The organism is Streptomyces sp. NPDC096013, assembly GCF_044763565.1.
Classification (GTDB): Bacteria; Actinomycetota; Actinomycetes; order Streptomycetales; family Streptomycetaceae; genus Streptomyces.
In genome coordinates this window covers 36,336-50,564 of the sequence record NZ_JBIWGK010000030.1, presented here as the reverse complement: position 1 = coordinate 50,564, position 14,229 = coordinate 36,336, and the positions used below count along the sequence as shown (strand labels likewise).

At 70.0% G+C, this 14,229-nt stretch carries 13 protein-coding genes; 6 read left to right on the top strand and 7 right to left on the bottom strand.

Annotation, left to right across the window (positions count from 1 at the left end):
* Window positions 1-215: 215 nt before the first annotated feature.
* Window positions 216-1,022: an SDR family oxidoreductase gene (locus tag ACIRB1_RS45845; RefSeq protein ID WP_403469909.1), complete on the top strand. Its 807-nt coding sequence runs from the start codon at window positions 216-218 to the stop codon at window positions 1,020-1,022.
* 44 nt (window positions 1,023-1,066) lie between these two features.
* Here ACIRB1_RS45845 and ACIRB1_RS45840 read toward each other — a convergent pair whose 3' ends face one another.
* The 3 genes from ACIRB1_RS45840 to ACIRB1_RS45830 all read right to left on the bottom strand — a co-directional run bounded on the left by ACIRB1_RS45840 (window position 1,067) and on the right by ACIRB1_RS45830 (window position 3,372).
* Window positions 1,067-2,131 carry a biotin/lipoate A/B protein ligase family protein gene (locus ACIRB1_RS45840; protein ID WP_403469908.1) on the bottom strand — a complete coding sequence of 355 codons (1,065 nt, stop codon included), beginning with the start codon at window positions 2,129-2,131 and terminating at the stop codon, window positions 1,067-1,069.
* A gap of 317 nt (window positions 2,132-2,448) precedes the next feature.
* A complete protein-coding gene (locus ACIRB1_RS45835; RefSeq protein ID WP_403469906.1) occupies window positions 2,449-2,982 on the bottom strand; it encodes a hypothetical protein in 534 nt (177 codons plus the stop codon).
* Between the two features lie 210 nt (window positions 2,983-3,192).
* Window positions 3,193-3,372, bottom strand: a complete 180-nt coding sequence (locus tag ACIRB1_RS45830; protein ID WP_403469905.1) for a hypothetical protein — start codon at window positions 3,370-3,372, stop codon at window positions 3,193-3,195.
* A gap of 233 nt (window positions 3,373-3,605) precedes the next feature.
* Here ACIRB1_RS45830 and ACIRB1_RS45825 point away from each other — a divergent pair, with 233 nt between their 5' ends.
* The 4 genes from ACIRB1_RS45825 (at window position 3,606) to ACIRB1_RS45810 (ending at window position 7,766) form a co-directional block, all read left to right on the top strand.
* A complete protein-coding gene (locus ACIRB1_RS45825; protein ID WP_403469904.1) occupies window positions 3,606-4,802 on the top strand; it encodes an IS110 family transposase in 1,197 nt (398 codons plus the stop codon).
* Between the two features lie 647 nt (window positions 4,803-5,449).
* Window positions 5,450-6,292, top strand: coding sequence for an alpha/beta fold hydrolase (locus ACIRB1_RS45820; protein WP_403469903.1), 843 nt, complete (start codon window positions 5,450-5,452; stop codon window positions 6,290-6,292).
* Between the two features lie 392 nt (window positions 6,293-6,684).
* Window positions 6,685-7,125: a GNAT family N-acetyltransferase gene (locus ACIRB1_RS45815; protein WP_403469902.1), complete on the top strand. Its 441-nt coding sequence runs from the start codon at window positions 6,685-6,687 to the stop codon at window positions 7,123-7,125.
* 302 nt (window positions 7,126-7,427) lie between these two features.
* Complete coding sequence (locus tag ACIRB1_RS45810) at window positions 7,428-7,766, top strand: hypothetical protein (protein ID WP_352181727.1); 339 nt, start codon at window positions 7,428-7,430, stop codon at window positions 7,764-7,766.
* Window positions 7,767-7,971: 205 nt separating this feature from the next.
* Here ACIRB1_RS45810 and ACIRB1_RS45805 read toward each other — a convergent pair whose 3' ends face one another.
* Window positions 7,972-8,253, bottom strand: coding sequence for a zinc-ribbon domain-containing protein (locus ACIRB1_RS45805; protein ID WP_352181728.1), 282 nt, complete (start codon window positions 8,251-8,253; stop codon window positions 7,972-7,974).
* Between the two features lie 321 nt (window positions 8,254-8,574).
* Between ACIRB1_RS45805 and ACIRB1_RS45800 the strand changes: the two genes are divergently transcribed.
* Window positions 8,575-9,726, top strand: coding sequence for an acyl-CoA dehydrogenase family protein (locus tag ACIRB1_RS45800; RefSeq protein ID WP_403469901.1), 1,152 nt, complete (start codon window positions 8,575-8,577; stop codon window positions 9,724-9,726).
* A 582-nt stretch (window positions 9,727-10,308) separates the two neighbouring features.
* On the opposite strand, the gene ACIRB1_RS45795 is transcribed toward ACIRB1_RS45800, so the two are convergent.
* Genes ACIRB1_RS45795 through ACIRB1_RS45785 form a run of 3 tightly spaced genes read right to left on the bottom strand, consistent with a single transcriptional unit; the run spans window position 10,309 to window position 14,217 of the window.
* Window positions 10,309-10,836: a PaaI family thioesterase gene (locus tag ACIRB1_RS45795; RefSeq protein WP_403469900.1), complete on the bottom strand. Its 528-nt coding sequence runs from the start codon at window positions 10,834-10,836 to the stop codon at window positions 10,309-10,311.
* Window positions 10,829-11,803, bottom strand: a complete 975-nt coding sequence (locus ACIRB1_RS45790) for an LLM class flavin-dependent oxidoreductase (protein WP_403469899.1) — start codon at window positions 11,801-11,803, stop codon at window positions 10,829-10,831. Before ACIRB1_RS45790 ends, ACIRB1_RS45795 begins: the two co-directional genes overlap by 8 nt.
* Window positions 11,800-14,217, bottom strand: a complete 2,418-nt coding sequence (locus ACIRB1_RS45785; RefSeq protein WP_403469898.1) for a GNAT family N-acetyltransferase — start codon at window positions 14,215-14,217, stop codon at window positions 11,800-11,802. The genes ACIRB1_RS45790 and ACIRB1_RS45785 overlap by 4 nt, the downstream gene beginning before the upstream one ends.
* Window positions 14,218-14,229: the final 12 nt, after the last annotated feature.

Sequence of the window (14,229 nt, the reverse complement as noted above, 5' to 3'; positions counted from 1 at the left end):
GTGATCTACACCGTCTTCGCCGCGCTCTCCATCCCCTTCGTCCTCAAGTTCGTCAAGGAGACCAAGGGCAAGAAACTCGAGGACATGGGCTGACGCGGGCCTGCCGACGCCCGGGGACGCTGTCACACCGTTGGTTCTGCTCTGGTCCACTCCTGACGGGGCGCCACTGCGGATACCGCGAGGCGAGGCCCGTCCCTATGGAGAGAGGTATAGCCATGAAGGTGGTTGTCTTCGGCAACGGTCTGCCCACCCAGGCGGAGACCGCGCAGCGAGTGAGGGACCACGGTCATGAGGTCGCCGTGGTCTCGGCGCCCACCGGTGGCGACAACCTCACGGAGGCCGACCTGGCGGGCGCACTGACCGGCTGCTCCGTGGTGATCGACCTCTCGGGGCCGCCGTCCCTCGCCGACGGCACTCTCACCGAGGACGACGGCCTGGTCATCGATGAGGAGGCTCTCGTGGCGCGGCGGGGCCGCGCCACGGCCGGTCTCCTCGCCGCCGAAGCTGCGGTCGGCGTCGCGCACCATGTCTCGCTGTCCGTGGTGGGCGTGGACCGAGTACGCGCGGAGGGAGCCTTTCGGGCACTGCGGGCCCAGGAGGAGATGATCCGGCGATCCGGCATCCCGTACTCGATCGTCCGCGCCACCCAGCTGTTCGAGTCGGCGGTCGAGATCGCGGCCGCGACGACAGAGGACTGGATCGTCTGGGTGCCGCCCGTCGGAATACGCCCGGTCGCGGGCGCCGAAGTGGCCACGCTGCTCGCCCACACCGCCGCGTTCACACCGTCACATGCCGTTCAGGAGATCGCCGGCCCCGAGCAGTTCAGGTTGGACACCTTCGTCCGCGCGGCTCTCACCGCGGACCAGGAACACCGCCGCGTCTTCGCCGACAACCGCAGCACCGTATTCGGCGCTCGTATTCGGCACGCGGATCTGCTGCCCGGCCCTGGGGCCCACATCGCGCGGCAGCGCTACGGAGACTGGCTGGCCGGCCAACCCGTGCCCGAAGCGGCGAAGCCCTGACGGGCCGGGCGGTCCTCCCCGGCCGCGGTCCGGGCCGCCGGATTTCAGGGAACCCGGGCCGTCCATTCCGCCGTGGTGAACTTCGTGTCCACGAGTTCCCGCGCACGCTCCATCTCGGCGTCCGTCACCCTGCCCACGGTGAGTCCATAGCGGTTCGTGAAGGAACTGATCAGTCCCGCGATGACGGCCTCCCGTTCCAGGCCGGTCTGCCGTCGCAGCGGATCCACTCGCTTCTTCGCGCTCTTCGTGCCCTTGTCCGACAGCTTCTCCCGCCCGGTGCGCAGGACACTGACCATCTTGTCGGCGTCGATGTCGTAGGCCATGGTCACGTGATGCAGCACGGCGCCGGGCCCTCCGCCCGGCCCCACGACGCGCTTCTGGGCCGCGCCCGCGATCTTTCCCTGGTCGGTCGCAATGTCGTTCAGCGGCTGGTACCAAGCCTTGATCCCCATCTCGCCGAGCGCGTCGAGCACCCAGTCGTCGAGATAGGCGTAGCTGTCCTGGAAGGAGAGCCCCTGCACCAGCGCGTCGGGCACCGAGAGCGAGTAGGTGATGGTGTTGCCGGGTTCCACGAACATCGCCCCTCCGCCGGAGATGCGGCGCACGACCTCGAAGCCGTGCTCGCGGGCGCTGTCGAGGTCGACTTCGTTGCGCAGGGACTGGAAGCTGCCGATGATCACCGCCGGGTCCGCCCATTCCCACACCCTGAGCGTCGGCGGCCGACGTCCGGCGGCGACCTCGGCCGTGAGGGCCTCGTCCAACGCCATGTGGAGTGCCGGGCTCTGCGGGCCGTCGTGGATCAGCTGCCAGTCGTAGTCGGTCCAGTCACTGGCGTGCGCCAGGGCCCTGCGTACGGCGATGCCCACACCTTCGGACGTCAGGCCGTACATGACCGTGCCGTCGGGCAGCTCCCGGTCGATGCGCGCCGCCAGACCGGCTGCGTCCGTGTCGGCCGGGGCGCCGTCCAGTGCACGGTTCACGGCGTCGAGGGCCTCGTCCGGTTCGAGAAAGAAGTCCCCCGCGACCTGGGGGCGGCGCAGCACGCCGTCCTCCACCTCGATGTCCACGACGATCAGCTTGCCGCCAGGAACCTTGTACTCACCGTGCACGGTCTTACCGTCCTTTCCGCTGTGCGGTGCAACGGTGTGCGGGTCAGGCGTGTTCCCGAGATCAGGGTCGCGGAGCGCGCGGTTCGAGCGGAGCGCACAGGACGGTTGATCCGCCGTCTCGGCTACGGCTCTGGGCGGTGCCATTGTTCAGATCGAAGAGTGGCAGACGCAGGTATCCTCATCACAGTGTTCTGGGAGGGCGCGGAATGTTCGCGGCTGCTCCAGCTCCTGCTCCTGCTCCTGGGACACAGTGGCGCCCGCCTCGGTCCCGCGTCAGACCCCCCGCGGATCGCGTCCGAGGCATGGCACCCCATGCGTCACAAGGCTCGGTAGAGTCCCCGGCCGGCCCGCCGGATCCGGGACGTGCCGACGAGGCGGTCGAGCGTGCTGCGCACGGCGTTGATGCTCCCGCTGTCGGTGTCACGGCCGAGCGCCGCGGCCACGTCACGAGCCCGGACCTCCTTGTCGGCCGTGTGCGTGAAGAACTCCATGATCTGTTCGGTGAGCTGTCCGTACTGCTGCTCAGTCGTCCTGGACCGGGACGTGCCGTCCGCAGGTGGCTCTTCGACGGGAGAGGGGGCGGCTTCCTGTACCGCCTTCACACCGTGATGCCGGTCGGCGTCGCCGGCTGACGTGGAGCGCGCGGGGGCGGCGGGGGCGGCGAGGTCGGTGGGGTTGGACATCAGAACGGACAGGGCGCCCAGAGCACGCTGCACGGAGTCGAGGTGCGCGGCGACGGCGGCCAGTTCCCTCTCCAGCGCCCGCTTCTGGATTTCCAGTCGGGCCAGATCCTCCTGGAGGCTCTCAGCGGTGTTCTCGATGTTGTTCGCCGCGCGAGTTGCCGGGACCATGGCTTCCTCTCATCCTCACCCCCATGCGCCGGGCTGTGCCCAGTCAGGCGTTGGGGCCGCTGGCTCGGAATCCGGCATGGGATACCTCGTGACATCGTATGCAGGATCATACTCATCACCGCAGACGCACCAGTGCGAGTCGAAAGATGCAATCGAGTGTCCCACCGTCATGAGCGCACCGCCAGGCAGAGACGACAGGGTGCCGAACGGTCAGGGCCGACAGGGAGCGGAGCGCCGACGCAGCCTGTCGGCGGTCTCCTGGATGCGGGCATCGACGTCGTCCAGGTGCTCCCGAAGCATGCGGACCCGCTCCGTGAGCAGGGCCGCCTCCGCTGCCAGGAACACGGCGGTGACGGCGGGACGGTCGCTGTGATCGAAGCCGTGAGTCATTGAGTGTCCTACCTTTCAAGCGTGGTTGCTCTGGTCATTCGTAAGATCGGAGGGCCCAGGGGTTCTGGGTATGGCTGTCATCGAGGCGCCGTAGGCAAGGCTCAAAGGACTTGGCCGCCCGGAGCCCCGCGACGACCCGACCGCCAATGGGGAGACGCGACTCCGATCGCTGCTGTAGGACAACGTCGGCGAGGTCGTCTGCGGGTGACATGTGAGACGGCGAGCTGGCGGAGGTGGCGGTGCCCGAGATCTGGGCCGGGGTGGACATCGGCAAGGAACATCACCACTGCGTGGTGATCAACCCAGACGGTGAACGGCTGCTGTCGCGCCGGGTCCTCAACGACGAGAGCGAGCTGCTTGAGCTCATCGGCGAGGTCCTGGCGATATCCACCGACGTGCTGTGGGCTGTCGATCTCAGCCATGGCGGCGCCGCGCTGCTGATCGGCCTGCTCCTCAGCCAGGACCAGCCCCTGGTCTACTTGACCGGCCTTGCCGTCTGCCGTGCCTCGGCCACGTACAAGGGCGAGGGCAAAACGGATGCCAGGGACGCGTTCGTCATCGCTGACCAGGCACGCGTCCGCCGCGACCTCGGCCTGCTGCGGTCCGGCGACGAGATCGCCGTGGACCTGCGCACCCTGACCAACCGCCGACTGGACGTGGTTTTCGACCGCACCCGGCAGATCAACCGCCTGCGTGCCCGGCTCCTTGAGATGTTCCCCGCGTTGGAGCGGTCGCTGGACCTGGTCAACAAGGGCCCGCTCATGCTCCTGACGGGCTTCCAGACCCCCGCCGCGATCCGCCGCGCCGGCGTCCGGCGCATCGAGACGTGGCTGAGGAACCGCAAAGTCCGCGGTGCCGGCACACTCGCGAAGAAGGCTGTGGAGGCTGCGCAGGCTCAGCACACCGCGCTGCCCGGCGAGAAGCCGGCCGCCGCCATGGTGGTCCGCCTCGCGAAGGGGGTGATGGCCCTTGATGAGGAGATCGCCGAACTCGACGCCCTGATCGAGGCCAGGTTTCGCGAGCATCCGCACGCCGAAGTGATCCGCAGCCTGCCCGGCATGGGCCCCAGGCTCGGCGCCGAGTTCCTTGCCGCGACCGGCGGCGACATGGACGCTTTCGGCAGCGCCGACCGCCTGGCCGGCTTCGCCGGCCTGGCACCCAGGCCCCGTGACTCCGGCCGCGTCAGCGGCAACCTGCGCAGGCCCAAGTGGTACCACCGCGGCCTGCTGCGGTCGATGTACCTCTCGGCGATGGTCAGCATCACGACCTGCCCCGCCTCCAAGGCGTTCTACCAACGCAAGCGCGACGAGGGGAAGGGCCACAAGCAGGCCCTGCTCGCTCTCGCGCGCCGACGTCTTAACGTCCTGTGGGCGATGATCCGTGACGGTAAGTGCTATCAAGGCTCACCTCCCGTCGCGGCCGCGGCTTGACAACACGATTGGGAAGTCCTTTCTCGCCGGACGATGCGTCAGTTCACACGTCCGGACGGGGCCGGCGCGGGCAGGTCCGCCCTCGTGCGGGTGAGCTAAGTGGCCGTCCGGCGTCACCGGATGTGCCCGCTTTCCTGACCGAGCAACGAGGGTTTCTGTGACAGCCGGAGGTGTCGTCCTGCGATGGCGATGGCGAGGCCGATGGCGACGACGATGACGACGCAACAGGGATTCGGCCGCAACATCGGCGCTTGGATCGTTCAGTAGATCCGTGCCGAGGTGAACCCCTGTGGCATCAGGGCAATGTGACCGCACGTCATAACGGGAGTCGCGCGACCCTGCTCGGCGAGGCCAACGGTCCGCGACCGCCTCCGTCCCTTCTGACGGTCATGGAGTGTCACCTTTCAACAAGCTCTTCGGTCACATGAAGAGATCGCGGCACATGGGAGTTCGCCGCACTGAGTACCCCAAATCCCCCGACCGACAGCGGCCTTGACTCCGAGGCCCGTTTCAAGACGCGGGCACTGCCATCTCGGCGATGACTTCCCTCTGCCGTCGATGACTGCCACCGAACGTCCACGGGGCAGCGCCCCACCCGACTCCGCAACGTGACGCGACCACCAACCACATTCCGAAAGGCACCCCTTATGAACCCTTCATCCCGCATGCGCCGTGCCAGGACTCCGCTCACCGTCCTGGCCGGGGCCTGTATTGCCGCAGCCCTCACCGCCACGACCATCGCGCCGGCGTCCGCGGACAAGGACACGGCCACTCAGCGGCCCAAGCCGACGGTGGTACTTGTCCATGGCGCGTTCGCCGACTCCACCAGCTGGAACGGCGTCGTCAGAGAGCTCCGCCACGACGGCTATCCCGTAGTCGCCGTCGCCAACCCCCTGCGGTCCCTCAAGGGAGACGCCGCCTACCTGAAGGACATCCTGGCGAGCATCGACGGCCCTGTCGTGCTCGCGGGCCACTCCTACGGCGGTTCCGTCATCAGCAATGCCGCCACGGGAGACAAGGACGTCAAGGCGCTCGTGTATGTCGCCGCCTTCCTCCCGGAGAAGGGCGAGAGCGCGGGCGACCTGTCGGGCAGGTTCCCCGGCAGCACCCTCGGCGACGCCCTGCGTCCCGTGCCGATCACCAACCCCGATGGCTCCCAAGGCACCGATCTCTACATTCAGAACGACAAGTTCCCGCACCAGTTCGCCGCCGACGTGCCTCGTGGCCAGGCCGACCTGATGGCGGTCACGCAGCGACCGGTGACCAGCGCCGCCCTGGCCGAGGGCGCGGCCGAACCCGCCTGGAAGACCATTCCGTCCTGGGTGCTGATCGCAACGCAGGACCTCAACATCCCTCCGAAGGCCCAGGAGTTCATGGCCCAGCGGGCGGGCGCACACATCACGAAGGTCCGTGCGTCCCATGCGGTGAGTGTCTCGCAGCCCGGGAAGGTCACCGACGTCATCGAGGACGCCGCTCACTCGGTGCGATGAGGCCGCGAGGGTCCCGGTGCGCACACCGCGCCGGGACCCTCGGCGCGGGCACGGAGGTCGGGACACACCGAGCGGCCCACCGACCCCCTTCGGGTGGTGCTCCACGTCCGGGACACCAGGTTCACGTCTCCGACCGGGGCATGCGGTATCCGCCGCGCGTCGACGGCAACCCGATCAACGTCGGGGAATTCGTGCGCCCCTCCGCTCTTCATGAGGGGCCAGCTCTCGCTATGCGACAGGTCACGTTGGCGCACGGGTCACACCAGCGCCAGGAGGAGTCGATGAACCAGCCACCGCGCATCACCTCGGCAGGTCCCGGCGATCTCGACGCCGCCGTGGCTCATCACAGACGATGCTCTTCACAGACCTCGTGGAGCCGCTACCACCGAGCCATGCCCGACGCGCGCAGCTACCTGCCCCTGCTGCTGGGCCGCCCCGGATCGGTTCACCTGGCTGCCTGGGACGACTCGGATCGCATCGTCGCCCTGGGGCACCTCATGCCGGACCGCTCAACAGCCGAAGCGGCCCTGCTCGTTGAGGACTCCTGGCAGAACCGCGGGCTGGGGACCAGGTTGCTCCGTGCCCTGGGAAGCCATGCCGCCGGCGGTGGCTGGAAGACGGTCTACGGTCTCGTCCTCCCCGGCGACGAACGGATCGACGCTGTCCTGCGCCATGCACCCGGGCCGGTGCACCGGCATGACGAAGGTGGCGTCATCAGGGTCTGGACGCGTACGCGCGACCTGGAAGCCCTCCACCCGGTCCCGGTGAGGCGCGGCTCCGCAGGAACCAGCTGGTCGTCCGAGCCGTCGCCGGCCTTGTCGCGGAAGACGTGACGGCCCAGGCTTGGCGGCGCGGATTTCTATTCGGCGTGCGGTGTCACACGCCAGCTCTCGTACCGGTCTCATGAGGTGAGAATCTCAGCCTCGCTGCGGTTGCCGCGGGCTCGACCACAGCCGTCATGGCGGCCAACCGGCGTCCTGCGACCGACACCGCGCTCTCCGAGGGTCCGTTCACGGCCTGGAGGGATATCCCCTCGTAGATGCCGAGCCCGGACCGGTGATCGGGTCTGCGGACGGTGAGCGCGTCCACGGGGGTCCTGACAGCAGCACGTTCGACTTCGGAGCACACAATGGACATGGGAAAGCAGACAGCGGCTCGCGGCCTGATCGACATCGAGGCCCATCTGTACCGGGAGGCCCACCTCGGCGCGGCCCGTCGGCGGCTGGCCGAATTCACCGAGCGGGCCACGGACTTCAGCGCCGGTCAGAGACGCGATCTGGAGCGTTGGTACCTCGATGAGCAGCAATACGTGGCGCGGATGGTCACCGATCACATAGCCGACAGCATCAACGCGGTGGAGGAGGCGCACCGCCGCCGATTCGGACGGTGGCTGCGCGGAACACTGATCGCCATGACACTGATCAGTGTCGTGCTGTTCGCGTGCGCGGCGCTGGTGGTGGGCTCGGTCGCCTGATCAGCCGGACCTGGGCCGGCGTGGCCGTGTCCTTCTGCCTGCGCCGCTCGTGGCATTCGCCTCGTATTCCGGCGGCGAGCGATGAGAGCCGCGTGAGCGTGGGTCCGTACCGGACGGGCAGCACCGTAGTCCTCCCTCTGGAAGTGTGCCCGGCCGGGCACAGGGGCGCACCGAACCCACCCGCTCACTCGCGGCGCAGCCCCTGCTACTGCTGATAGGGCTGCTGCTGCGGCTGTCCGTACGCCTGGTTGCTCGCGGCCTGCGCCTGCAACTGCTCTGCCTGCTCCTTCGTGAGCTTCTGCTCCGCGCCGCAGAAGGTGCACTGCGTCGCGTACTTCGTGGAGAGGGGGAACAGCGGCACGAAGAACAGCGTGAACTTGGTGACGCGCTTCCTGAGCGTATGGGCGGCGGGATTCCCGCAGTTGGCGCACACCAGCGTCAGTATCGCGAGCTGGTAGAGGTACCCCTTGGTGCCGAAAATGATCATGTCGTTGTCTCTCCCGGGACAGTGCCGCCCGGCATGGCGTCACCGGGCGGCGGATGCGGTCACGGCGCACAGTCTCTTACACGGGGATGAGTGGGCGGGACGGCAGGGCGCCCGGCACGTTCCTAGCCCTGAGCGGAGGCGCGCGGAGGCGCGGCGTCCGGGACCGGTTTCGCGCATCGGCGTGGCCCGCCGGGGGAGTGGACCGGGGTCGCGGGATGCCTCGGTCCGACCCACCGCTCTACCCGCACGCTACCCCGGACGCCATCCGCTAACGTAGAATAATTAGCTAGATGAATAGACTGGTGCGGGCAAGGAGTGACCGTGGACTTCGGACTGACCGACGAGCAGAACCTGTTGCGCGCGACGGCACGGCAGTTCGTCGCCGACGTGTGCCCGGCCGAGCGGGCCAAGCAGTGGGACGAGGAGGGACGCGTACCGCCCGAGCTGTTCCGCGGACTGGCGGACCTGGGGTGGTTCGCCCTCCCGTTCAGTGAGGAGGAGGGCGGCGACGGCGGTAGTCCGCTCGAACTCATCCTGATCGCGGAGGAGTTGGGGCGGGCCAGCTTCGACGTCGCCATGTGCTACATCGGTGTCCTCATCCCCGGAATCACGGTGTTCCGGTGGGGCAGCGAGGCGCAGCGCGACTTCATCCGCGAGCAGGTGATGACGGGGCGGCACCGGCTCGCCGTAGGTCTCAGCGAGCCGGACAGCGGGTCCGACGCCGCCGCGCTGCGCACCACCGCCGAGGACCACGGCGATCACTTCCTCGTGCGCGGCCAGAAGGCCTGGTGCACGGGCGGCGGTCTCCCCGACACGACCATCGCGGCCTACGTGCGGACCGGGCCCCGTGAGCCCAAGCACGGCGGCATCAGCCTGCTCCTCGTCGACCCCGCGACGGACGGCGTCGAGGTGCGCCGTACGCCCACGCTGGCGCGGCACATCCTGGGCACCAACGAGGTGTTCTTCAACGACGCCCTGGTCCCCAAGACCAACCTCGTCGGTCCGCGCGACGAGGGCTGGAAGGTGATGCTCTCCAACATCGAGCTGGAGAAGGTGATCATCACCGGGGGGTATCTCGGCGCCGCGCAGGCCACGTTGGACGAGATGCTGGACTACTCCCGGAATCGGCACGCCTTCGGCCGGCCGATCGGGAACTTCCAGGCCCTCGCGCACGCCATGGCCGATCTCCAGACCGAGATCGACTCGGCCCGGCTGCTCGCCTACCGTGCGGCCTGGCTGCTCGCCCAGGGCAAGCCGTGCACCCGGGAGGGTTCGATGGCCAAGCTGAAGGGGTCGGAGACGTATGTCGCGGCGGCGCGGCTCGGGATGCAGGTCTGTGCCGGGCACGGGTTCTCGACCGAGAGCGTGATGAGTTTCCGCTACCGGGAGTCGATCGTGGCCACGATCTCCGGTGGCACCAGCCAGATCCAGCGCAACGGGATCGCCCGGAGCATGGGCCTGCGGTCCTACTGACCTCGGCCCCTGCCGCCCACGGCGTCGGCGTTTGTGGGCTCGCTCTTCCCTGCGCGGAGCGTTGGGTTGGTGTGTGGTTCTTCTGACCGAGGCCCCTTGCCGTCGGCGGCCTCGGCGTTCGCGGGCCCGCCCTTCCCTGCGCGGAGCGTTGGCGTGCGGACCTACTCACCCCGGTCCCCGCCGCCGTCAGCGGCCTCGGCGTTCGTCGGGTTCCCCGTCCTCGCGCGGAGCGTCGGGCCGGGGTCCTTCTGACTTCGGCCTCCGCAGTCCTGGCGTCCTCCGAGACTGCGGGCTGCCTGTCGATCGCAGGGAATGCGGGGCTGTGGTCCTTCTGACCGAGGCCCCTGCTGCTGGCGGCGTCGCGTTCGTAGGCCCCCTTCCTTGCGCCTTCCTTGCGGGGAGTGTTGGGATGCGGTCCTCTCACCGCCGCCCCCTGCCGCCGTCCGCGTCGGCGTTCGTTGGCTCCCCCTTGCCTTGCGCGGAGCGCTGGGCCGCGGTCCTTCAGACTTCAGCCCCCGCAGTCCCGCCGGCTTCCGAGACCGCGGGCTGCCCGCCCATCGCGGGGAGCCCGGGGCTGCGGTCCTACCGACCCCGGCCCCCGCCGTCCGGGGCAGCCGCGTCGACGGCTTCCCCGTCCGAGCCCAGTTGCCCAGCCAGCCACGTCTCGTGCCGTGCGAAGTGGCCCCGGTCGCGGGTCACCCAGATCCCGGAGGCCCGGGCCAGCACGGCACGGGTCGGCAGCAGCACCAGCTCGCCCGCGATGTACCAGCGTCGGCCCTCACGCCGCTCCACTCGGGCGCGGACCTCCAGCGGTCGTTCCACCGGCACCGGCTTCACGAAACTCACGCTCAGTTCCGCGGTGACGCTCAACACCCGGTGCAGCAAAGGGATATGACCCAGGCAGTCGTCCAGCACGGCCGCCGTCCAGCCGCCGTGCGCGACATGGGGACCGCCCTCCTGGTCGCGGGGGCAGGTCAGCTCGAAGACCGCCACGCCCTCCTCGTCGAGCCGCTCGCCCGTGACACCCAGACGGCACGAACCGGCCACGCGGCACGCGCCGCACAGCGCCACGCCGCCGGGGGTGCGGGGCGGCTCCAGGAAGTCAGTCATCGGCGAGCAGTGGACGGAGTTTCCCGGCGATGAGCCGGACCTGGCGGGCCACCATCTCCTCGGGCATCCCGGCCAGCGAGGCCCACAGGAACACGCCGTCGACCGGCAGGCCCGCCACGTACGCTCTGATCGCCTCGGCGACGTCCTGCGGGGTGCCGTAGAGGAACTGGCCGACGCCGGTCGCCTGTAGTCCCGTCCGGCGCCACTTCTCGGGGTCGATGGGGCGGGGGACGGGCTGGTCGGTTCCCTCGACCATGTACCGGCGGTAGCTGTCCCACTGGTACGCCAGGTGTCCGCGCACCACCGGCCAGTCGCCGTCGGGGTCGTCGGTGACGAACGTGGTGAACGAGCCCTGCATCCGTGCGATCGACGTGTCGTGGCCGCTCTCGGCGAGTCCGTCCCGGTACGGCGTCAGCAGCGCTGGGTTGAGGGACAGCAGGCCGGTGCCCAGTCGGCCGGCCCTGCGTGCGCCCTGCGGGCCCTGGTAGCCGAGCCAGATCGGCAGCGGGTCCTGGACCGGGCCGGGGGTGACCAGGGATTCGGACCACAGGGCGCGGATCTCCCGGACCCGCTGATCCGTGAGGGAGTAGCGCTTGGCGAGGTCGCCGCCGTAGAGCCGGTACTCGGGTACGCGGTAGCCGGTGCCGAGTCCGAGGTCCAGGCGGCCGTCGCTGATGATGTCGACGATCGCGGCCTGTTCGGCCAGTTCGGGGGCCGCGTGCAGGGGGGCGGGGATGACCGCGGTACCCAGGCGGAGGCGGCGGGTCCGGGCCGCTGCCGCCGCTGCCATGGTGAGCGGCTGGGGGAGGTAGCCGTCCTCGAAGCCGTGATGTTCGGAGAACCAGACCGAGTCGAGGCCGAGTTGGTCCGCCTCCTCGCACATCTCCAGGGCGAATCCGTAGAGACGCGACCAACTCTGCCGCCAGGGAGGGGGATTGCGCATGTCGAAGTAGATGCCGACCTTCATGAGGGGCCGCCTCTCCTTGTGTCGTGGGCGAGTCGGATCGTCGCGCGGGCGACGGCGACGCCGTCGCCGGGCGGCAGCAGCCGGATCGGGCGCAGGTCCATCGACTCGATCTCGGGCAGATCCTCGACCATCGCGGAGATCCGCAGGACGGTCTCCTCCAGGGCGGCCAGGTCCACGCCCGGGCCGCCGACCCTGCCGTCCAGCAGCGGGGCCGCCCGCAGCGAGCGGATCATCTCGCGGGCGTCGCGGTCGCTGAGCGGGGTGATCCGATGGGCGACATCGGCCATGAGGTCGGCGTAGTCCCCGGTGAGGCCGAACGCGATCACCGGGCCGAAGACCGGGTCGGCGCGGACGGAGAGGAACGCGTCCGGGCCCTCGGACTCCGTGTCCCGTACGGAGACGCCGTACGAGTGCAGCAGGTCGGCGGCGGTCCTGGCCGGCACAGGTCCGGGAGCGCCCCCGGCGAGCAGTGAGCGGGCCCGGTCCGTGTCGATTCCCGGGAGGTCCGGGACGACGCCCGCGGGGGTGCTGCGCCAGGCCTGGTAGGCGGCGGCGTGGCCGAGCGAGGCCGCCGCGGATTCGGGGAACGCGTAGGTGGGCACGACGAGTTGGCCCCGGTGTAGGAGATCGGCGACGCCCGCGCCACCGAGGAAGCTCGCCACCACCGGCTTCCCGGGCGCGCTCTCGGCCGCGTCGAGGATCGCCGCCGCGACCTCGTCGGGCTTGTCCGCCAGCGGGGGCATGAAGAGGACGACGGCGGCGTCGATGGAGTCGTCGGCCAGGACGGCGTCCAGCGCCCGGCGGTAGTCGGCGGCGGTGGCCATGGGGGTGAGGTCGATCGGGTTGGTGACCTCCGCGCGGGGCGAGAGCGCCGCGCGGAGTGTGTGCCGTAGGTGTTCGCCGAGGACGGGCACCCGCAGTCCGCTCGCCTCGCACGCTCCGACGGTCAGCGCGGCCGGGCCGCCCGCGTTGGTGATCACGGCGACGCGGTTGCCCGGTGGCGGCGGCTGGTGCGCGAGCAGCAGGGCGACGTCGAAGAGTTCCTGGAGGCTGGAGGTGCGGATGATGCCGGACTGGGCGAAGAGGGAACCGACCGCCGAGTCCGCCTGTCCCGGATGCACCGCGACGATCGGTTTGCGCGGGGCGATCCGGCGTGCGATGCGGGCGAACCGGCGCGGATTGCCGAAGGTCTCGACGTGCAGCAGGATCACCGAGGTCTCGGGGTCCTCCTCCCACCACTGGAGCAGGTCGTTGGTGGAGACGTCCACGGCGTGGCCCACCGACACGAAGCCCGAGAAGCCGAGGCGCAGTCGCCGGGCGAAGTCGAGCACGGCGAGGCCGAGCGGCCCGGACTGGCTGGACATCGCCACCCGGCCCGGTGTGGGCAGCGCGGGCGAGAAGGTCGCGGCGAGCCGGGCCGCGGGCGTGGTGTTGACCACGCCCATGCAGTTGGGGCCCACCAGGCGCATCCCGGAGGCACGGGCGAAGCGGGCCAGCTCCAGTTCGGTGGCCCGGCCGGCGGCGCCGGTCTCCCCGAAGCCGGTGGAGACGACGACCACCGCCTTGACCCCGGCCTCGGCACACTCCCGTACCGCGTCCGGCACCGCCTCGGCCCGTACGGCGACCAGCGCCAGGTCCGGCACCTCGGGCAGCGCGACGACGCTCGGGTACGCACGCGCCCCGGCGACCTGCTCGGCCCGCGGATTGACCGGGAACACGGTGCCGCGGAAACCGCCCCGCAGCAGGTTCGCCACGATCTCGTGCCCGATGGTCAGGGGGCTCCGGTTGGCGCCGATCACCGCGACCGAGCGGGGTTCCAGCAACGGGCGCAAGGAGCGCCGCACGGCCGTGTGCTCGCGGCGTTCTGCGCGGGCGACGGCCTGGGCCTGCGGGTCGACGGCGATCTCGAAGTGGACGATCCGGCCGGGCGGACCGGCCTCGACCCGGAAGCCGGAGTCGAGGAAGACGTTGATCATGCGGGTGTTGTCGACGAGGACGTCGGCCTCCAGGACCCGGATGCCCCGGGTGCGGGCGGCAGCGGCGATGTGCTCCAGGAGCAGCCTGCCGAATCCCTCGCTCTGGTGGTCGTCGCGGATGGTGAAGGTGACCTCCGCGTGCTCCGGCTCGTCGGGGTCGCGGACGTAGCGCACCAGTCCGGCGATCTCGTCGCCGGCCAAGGCGACGAGCGCCAGCTCGTTGAGGTAGTCCACGTGGGCGCCGCGCCGGATCACGTCGTCGCGGGCACGGACCACCGGACCGAGGGAGCGGTAGGCCAGCGTCGCCCGGGACAGTCCGCCGACGAAGGCGACCAGGCGGTCGGCGTCCTCCGGCCGGACCGGTCGGACGAAGGTCGACCGTCCGGTCCTGACGAGCCCGGGCCGTTCGAGATCCTCGGGGTACGGGGGAGTGGTCACGGGTGTGCCGCC

Coding starts and splice junctions, on each gene's coding strand:
- ACIRB1_RS45795 (WP_403469900.1), bottom strand. CDS start 10,836: ATGACTGACTTCCTGGAGCCGCCCCGCACCCCCGGCGGCGTGGCGCTG.
- ACIRB1_RS45810 (WP_352181727.1), top strand. CDS start 7,428: ATGGGAAAGCAGACAGCGGCTCGCGGCCTGATCGACATCGAGGCCCAT.
- ACIRB1_RS45790 (WP_403469899.1), bottom strand. CDS start 11,803: ATGAAGGTCGGCATCTACTTCGACATGCGCAATCCCCCTCCCTGGCGG.
- ACIRB1_RS45830 (WP_403469905.1), bottom strand. CDS start 3,372: ATGACTCACGGCTTCGATCACAGCGACCGTCCCGCCGTCACCGCCGTG.
- ACIRB1_RS45805 (WP_352181728.1), bottom strand. CDS start 8,253: ATGATCATTTTCGGCACCAAGGGGTACCTCTACCAGCTCGCGATACTG.
- ACIRB1_RS45835 (WP_403469906.1), bottom strand. CDS start 2,982: ATGGTCCCGGCAACTCGCGCGGCGAACAACATCGAGAACACCGCTGAG.
- ACIRB1_RS45845 (WP_403469909.1), top strand. CDS start 216: ATGAAGGTGGTTGTCTTCGGCAACGGTCTGCCCACCCAGGCGGAGACC.
- ACIRB1_RS45820 (WP_403469903.1), top strand. CDS start 5,450: ATGAACCCTTCATCCCGCATGCGCCGTGCCAGGACTCCGCTCACCGTC.
- ACIRB1_RS45815 (WP_403469902.1), top strand. CDS start 6,685: ATGCCCGACGCGCGCAGCTACCTGCCCCTGCTGCTGGGCCGCCCCGGA.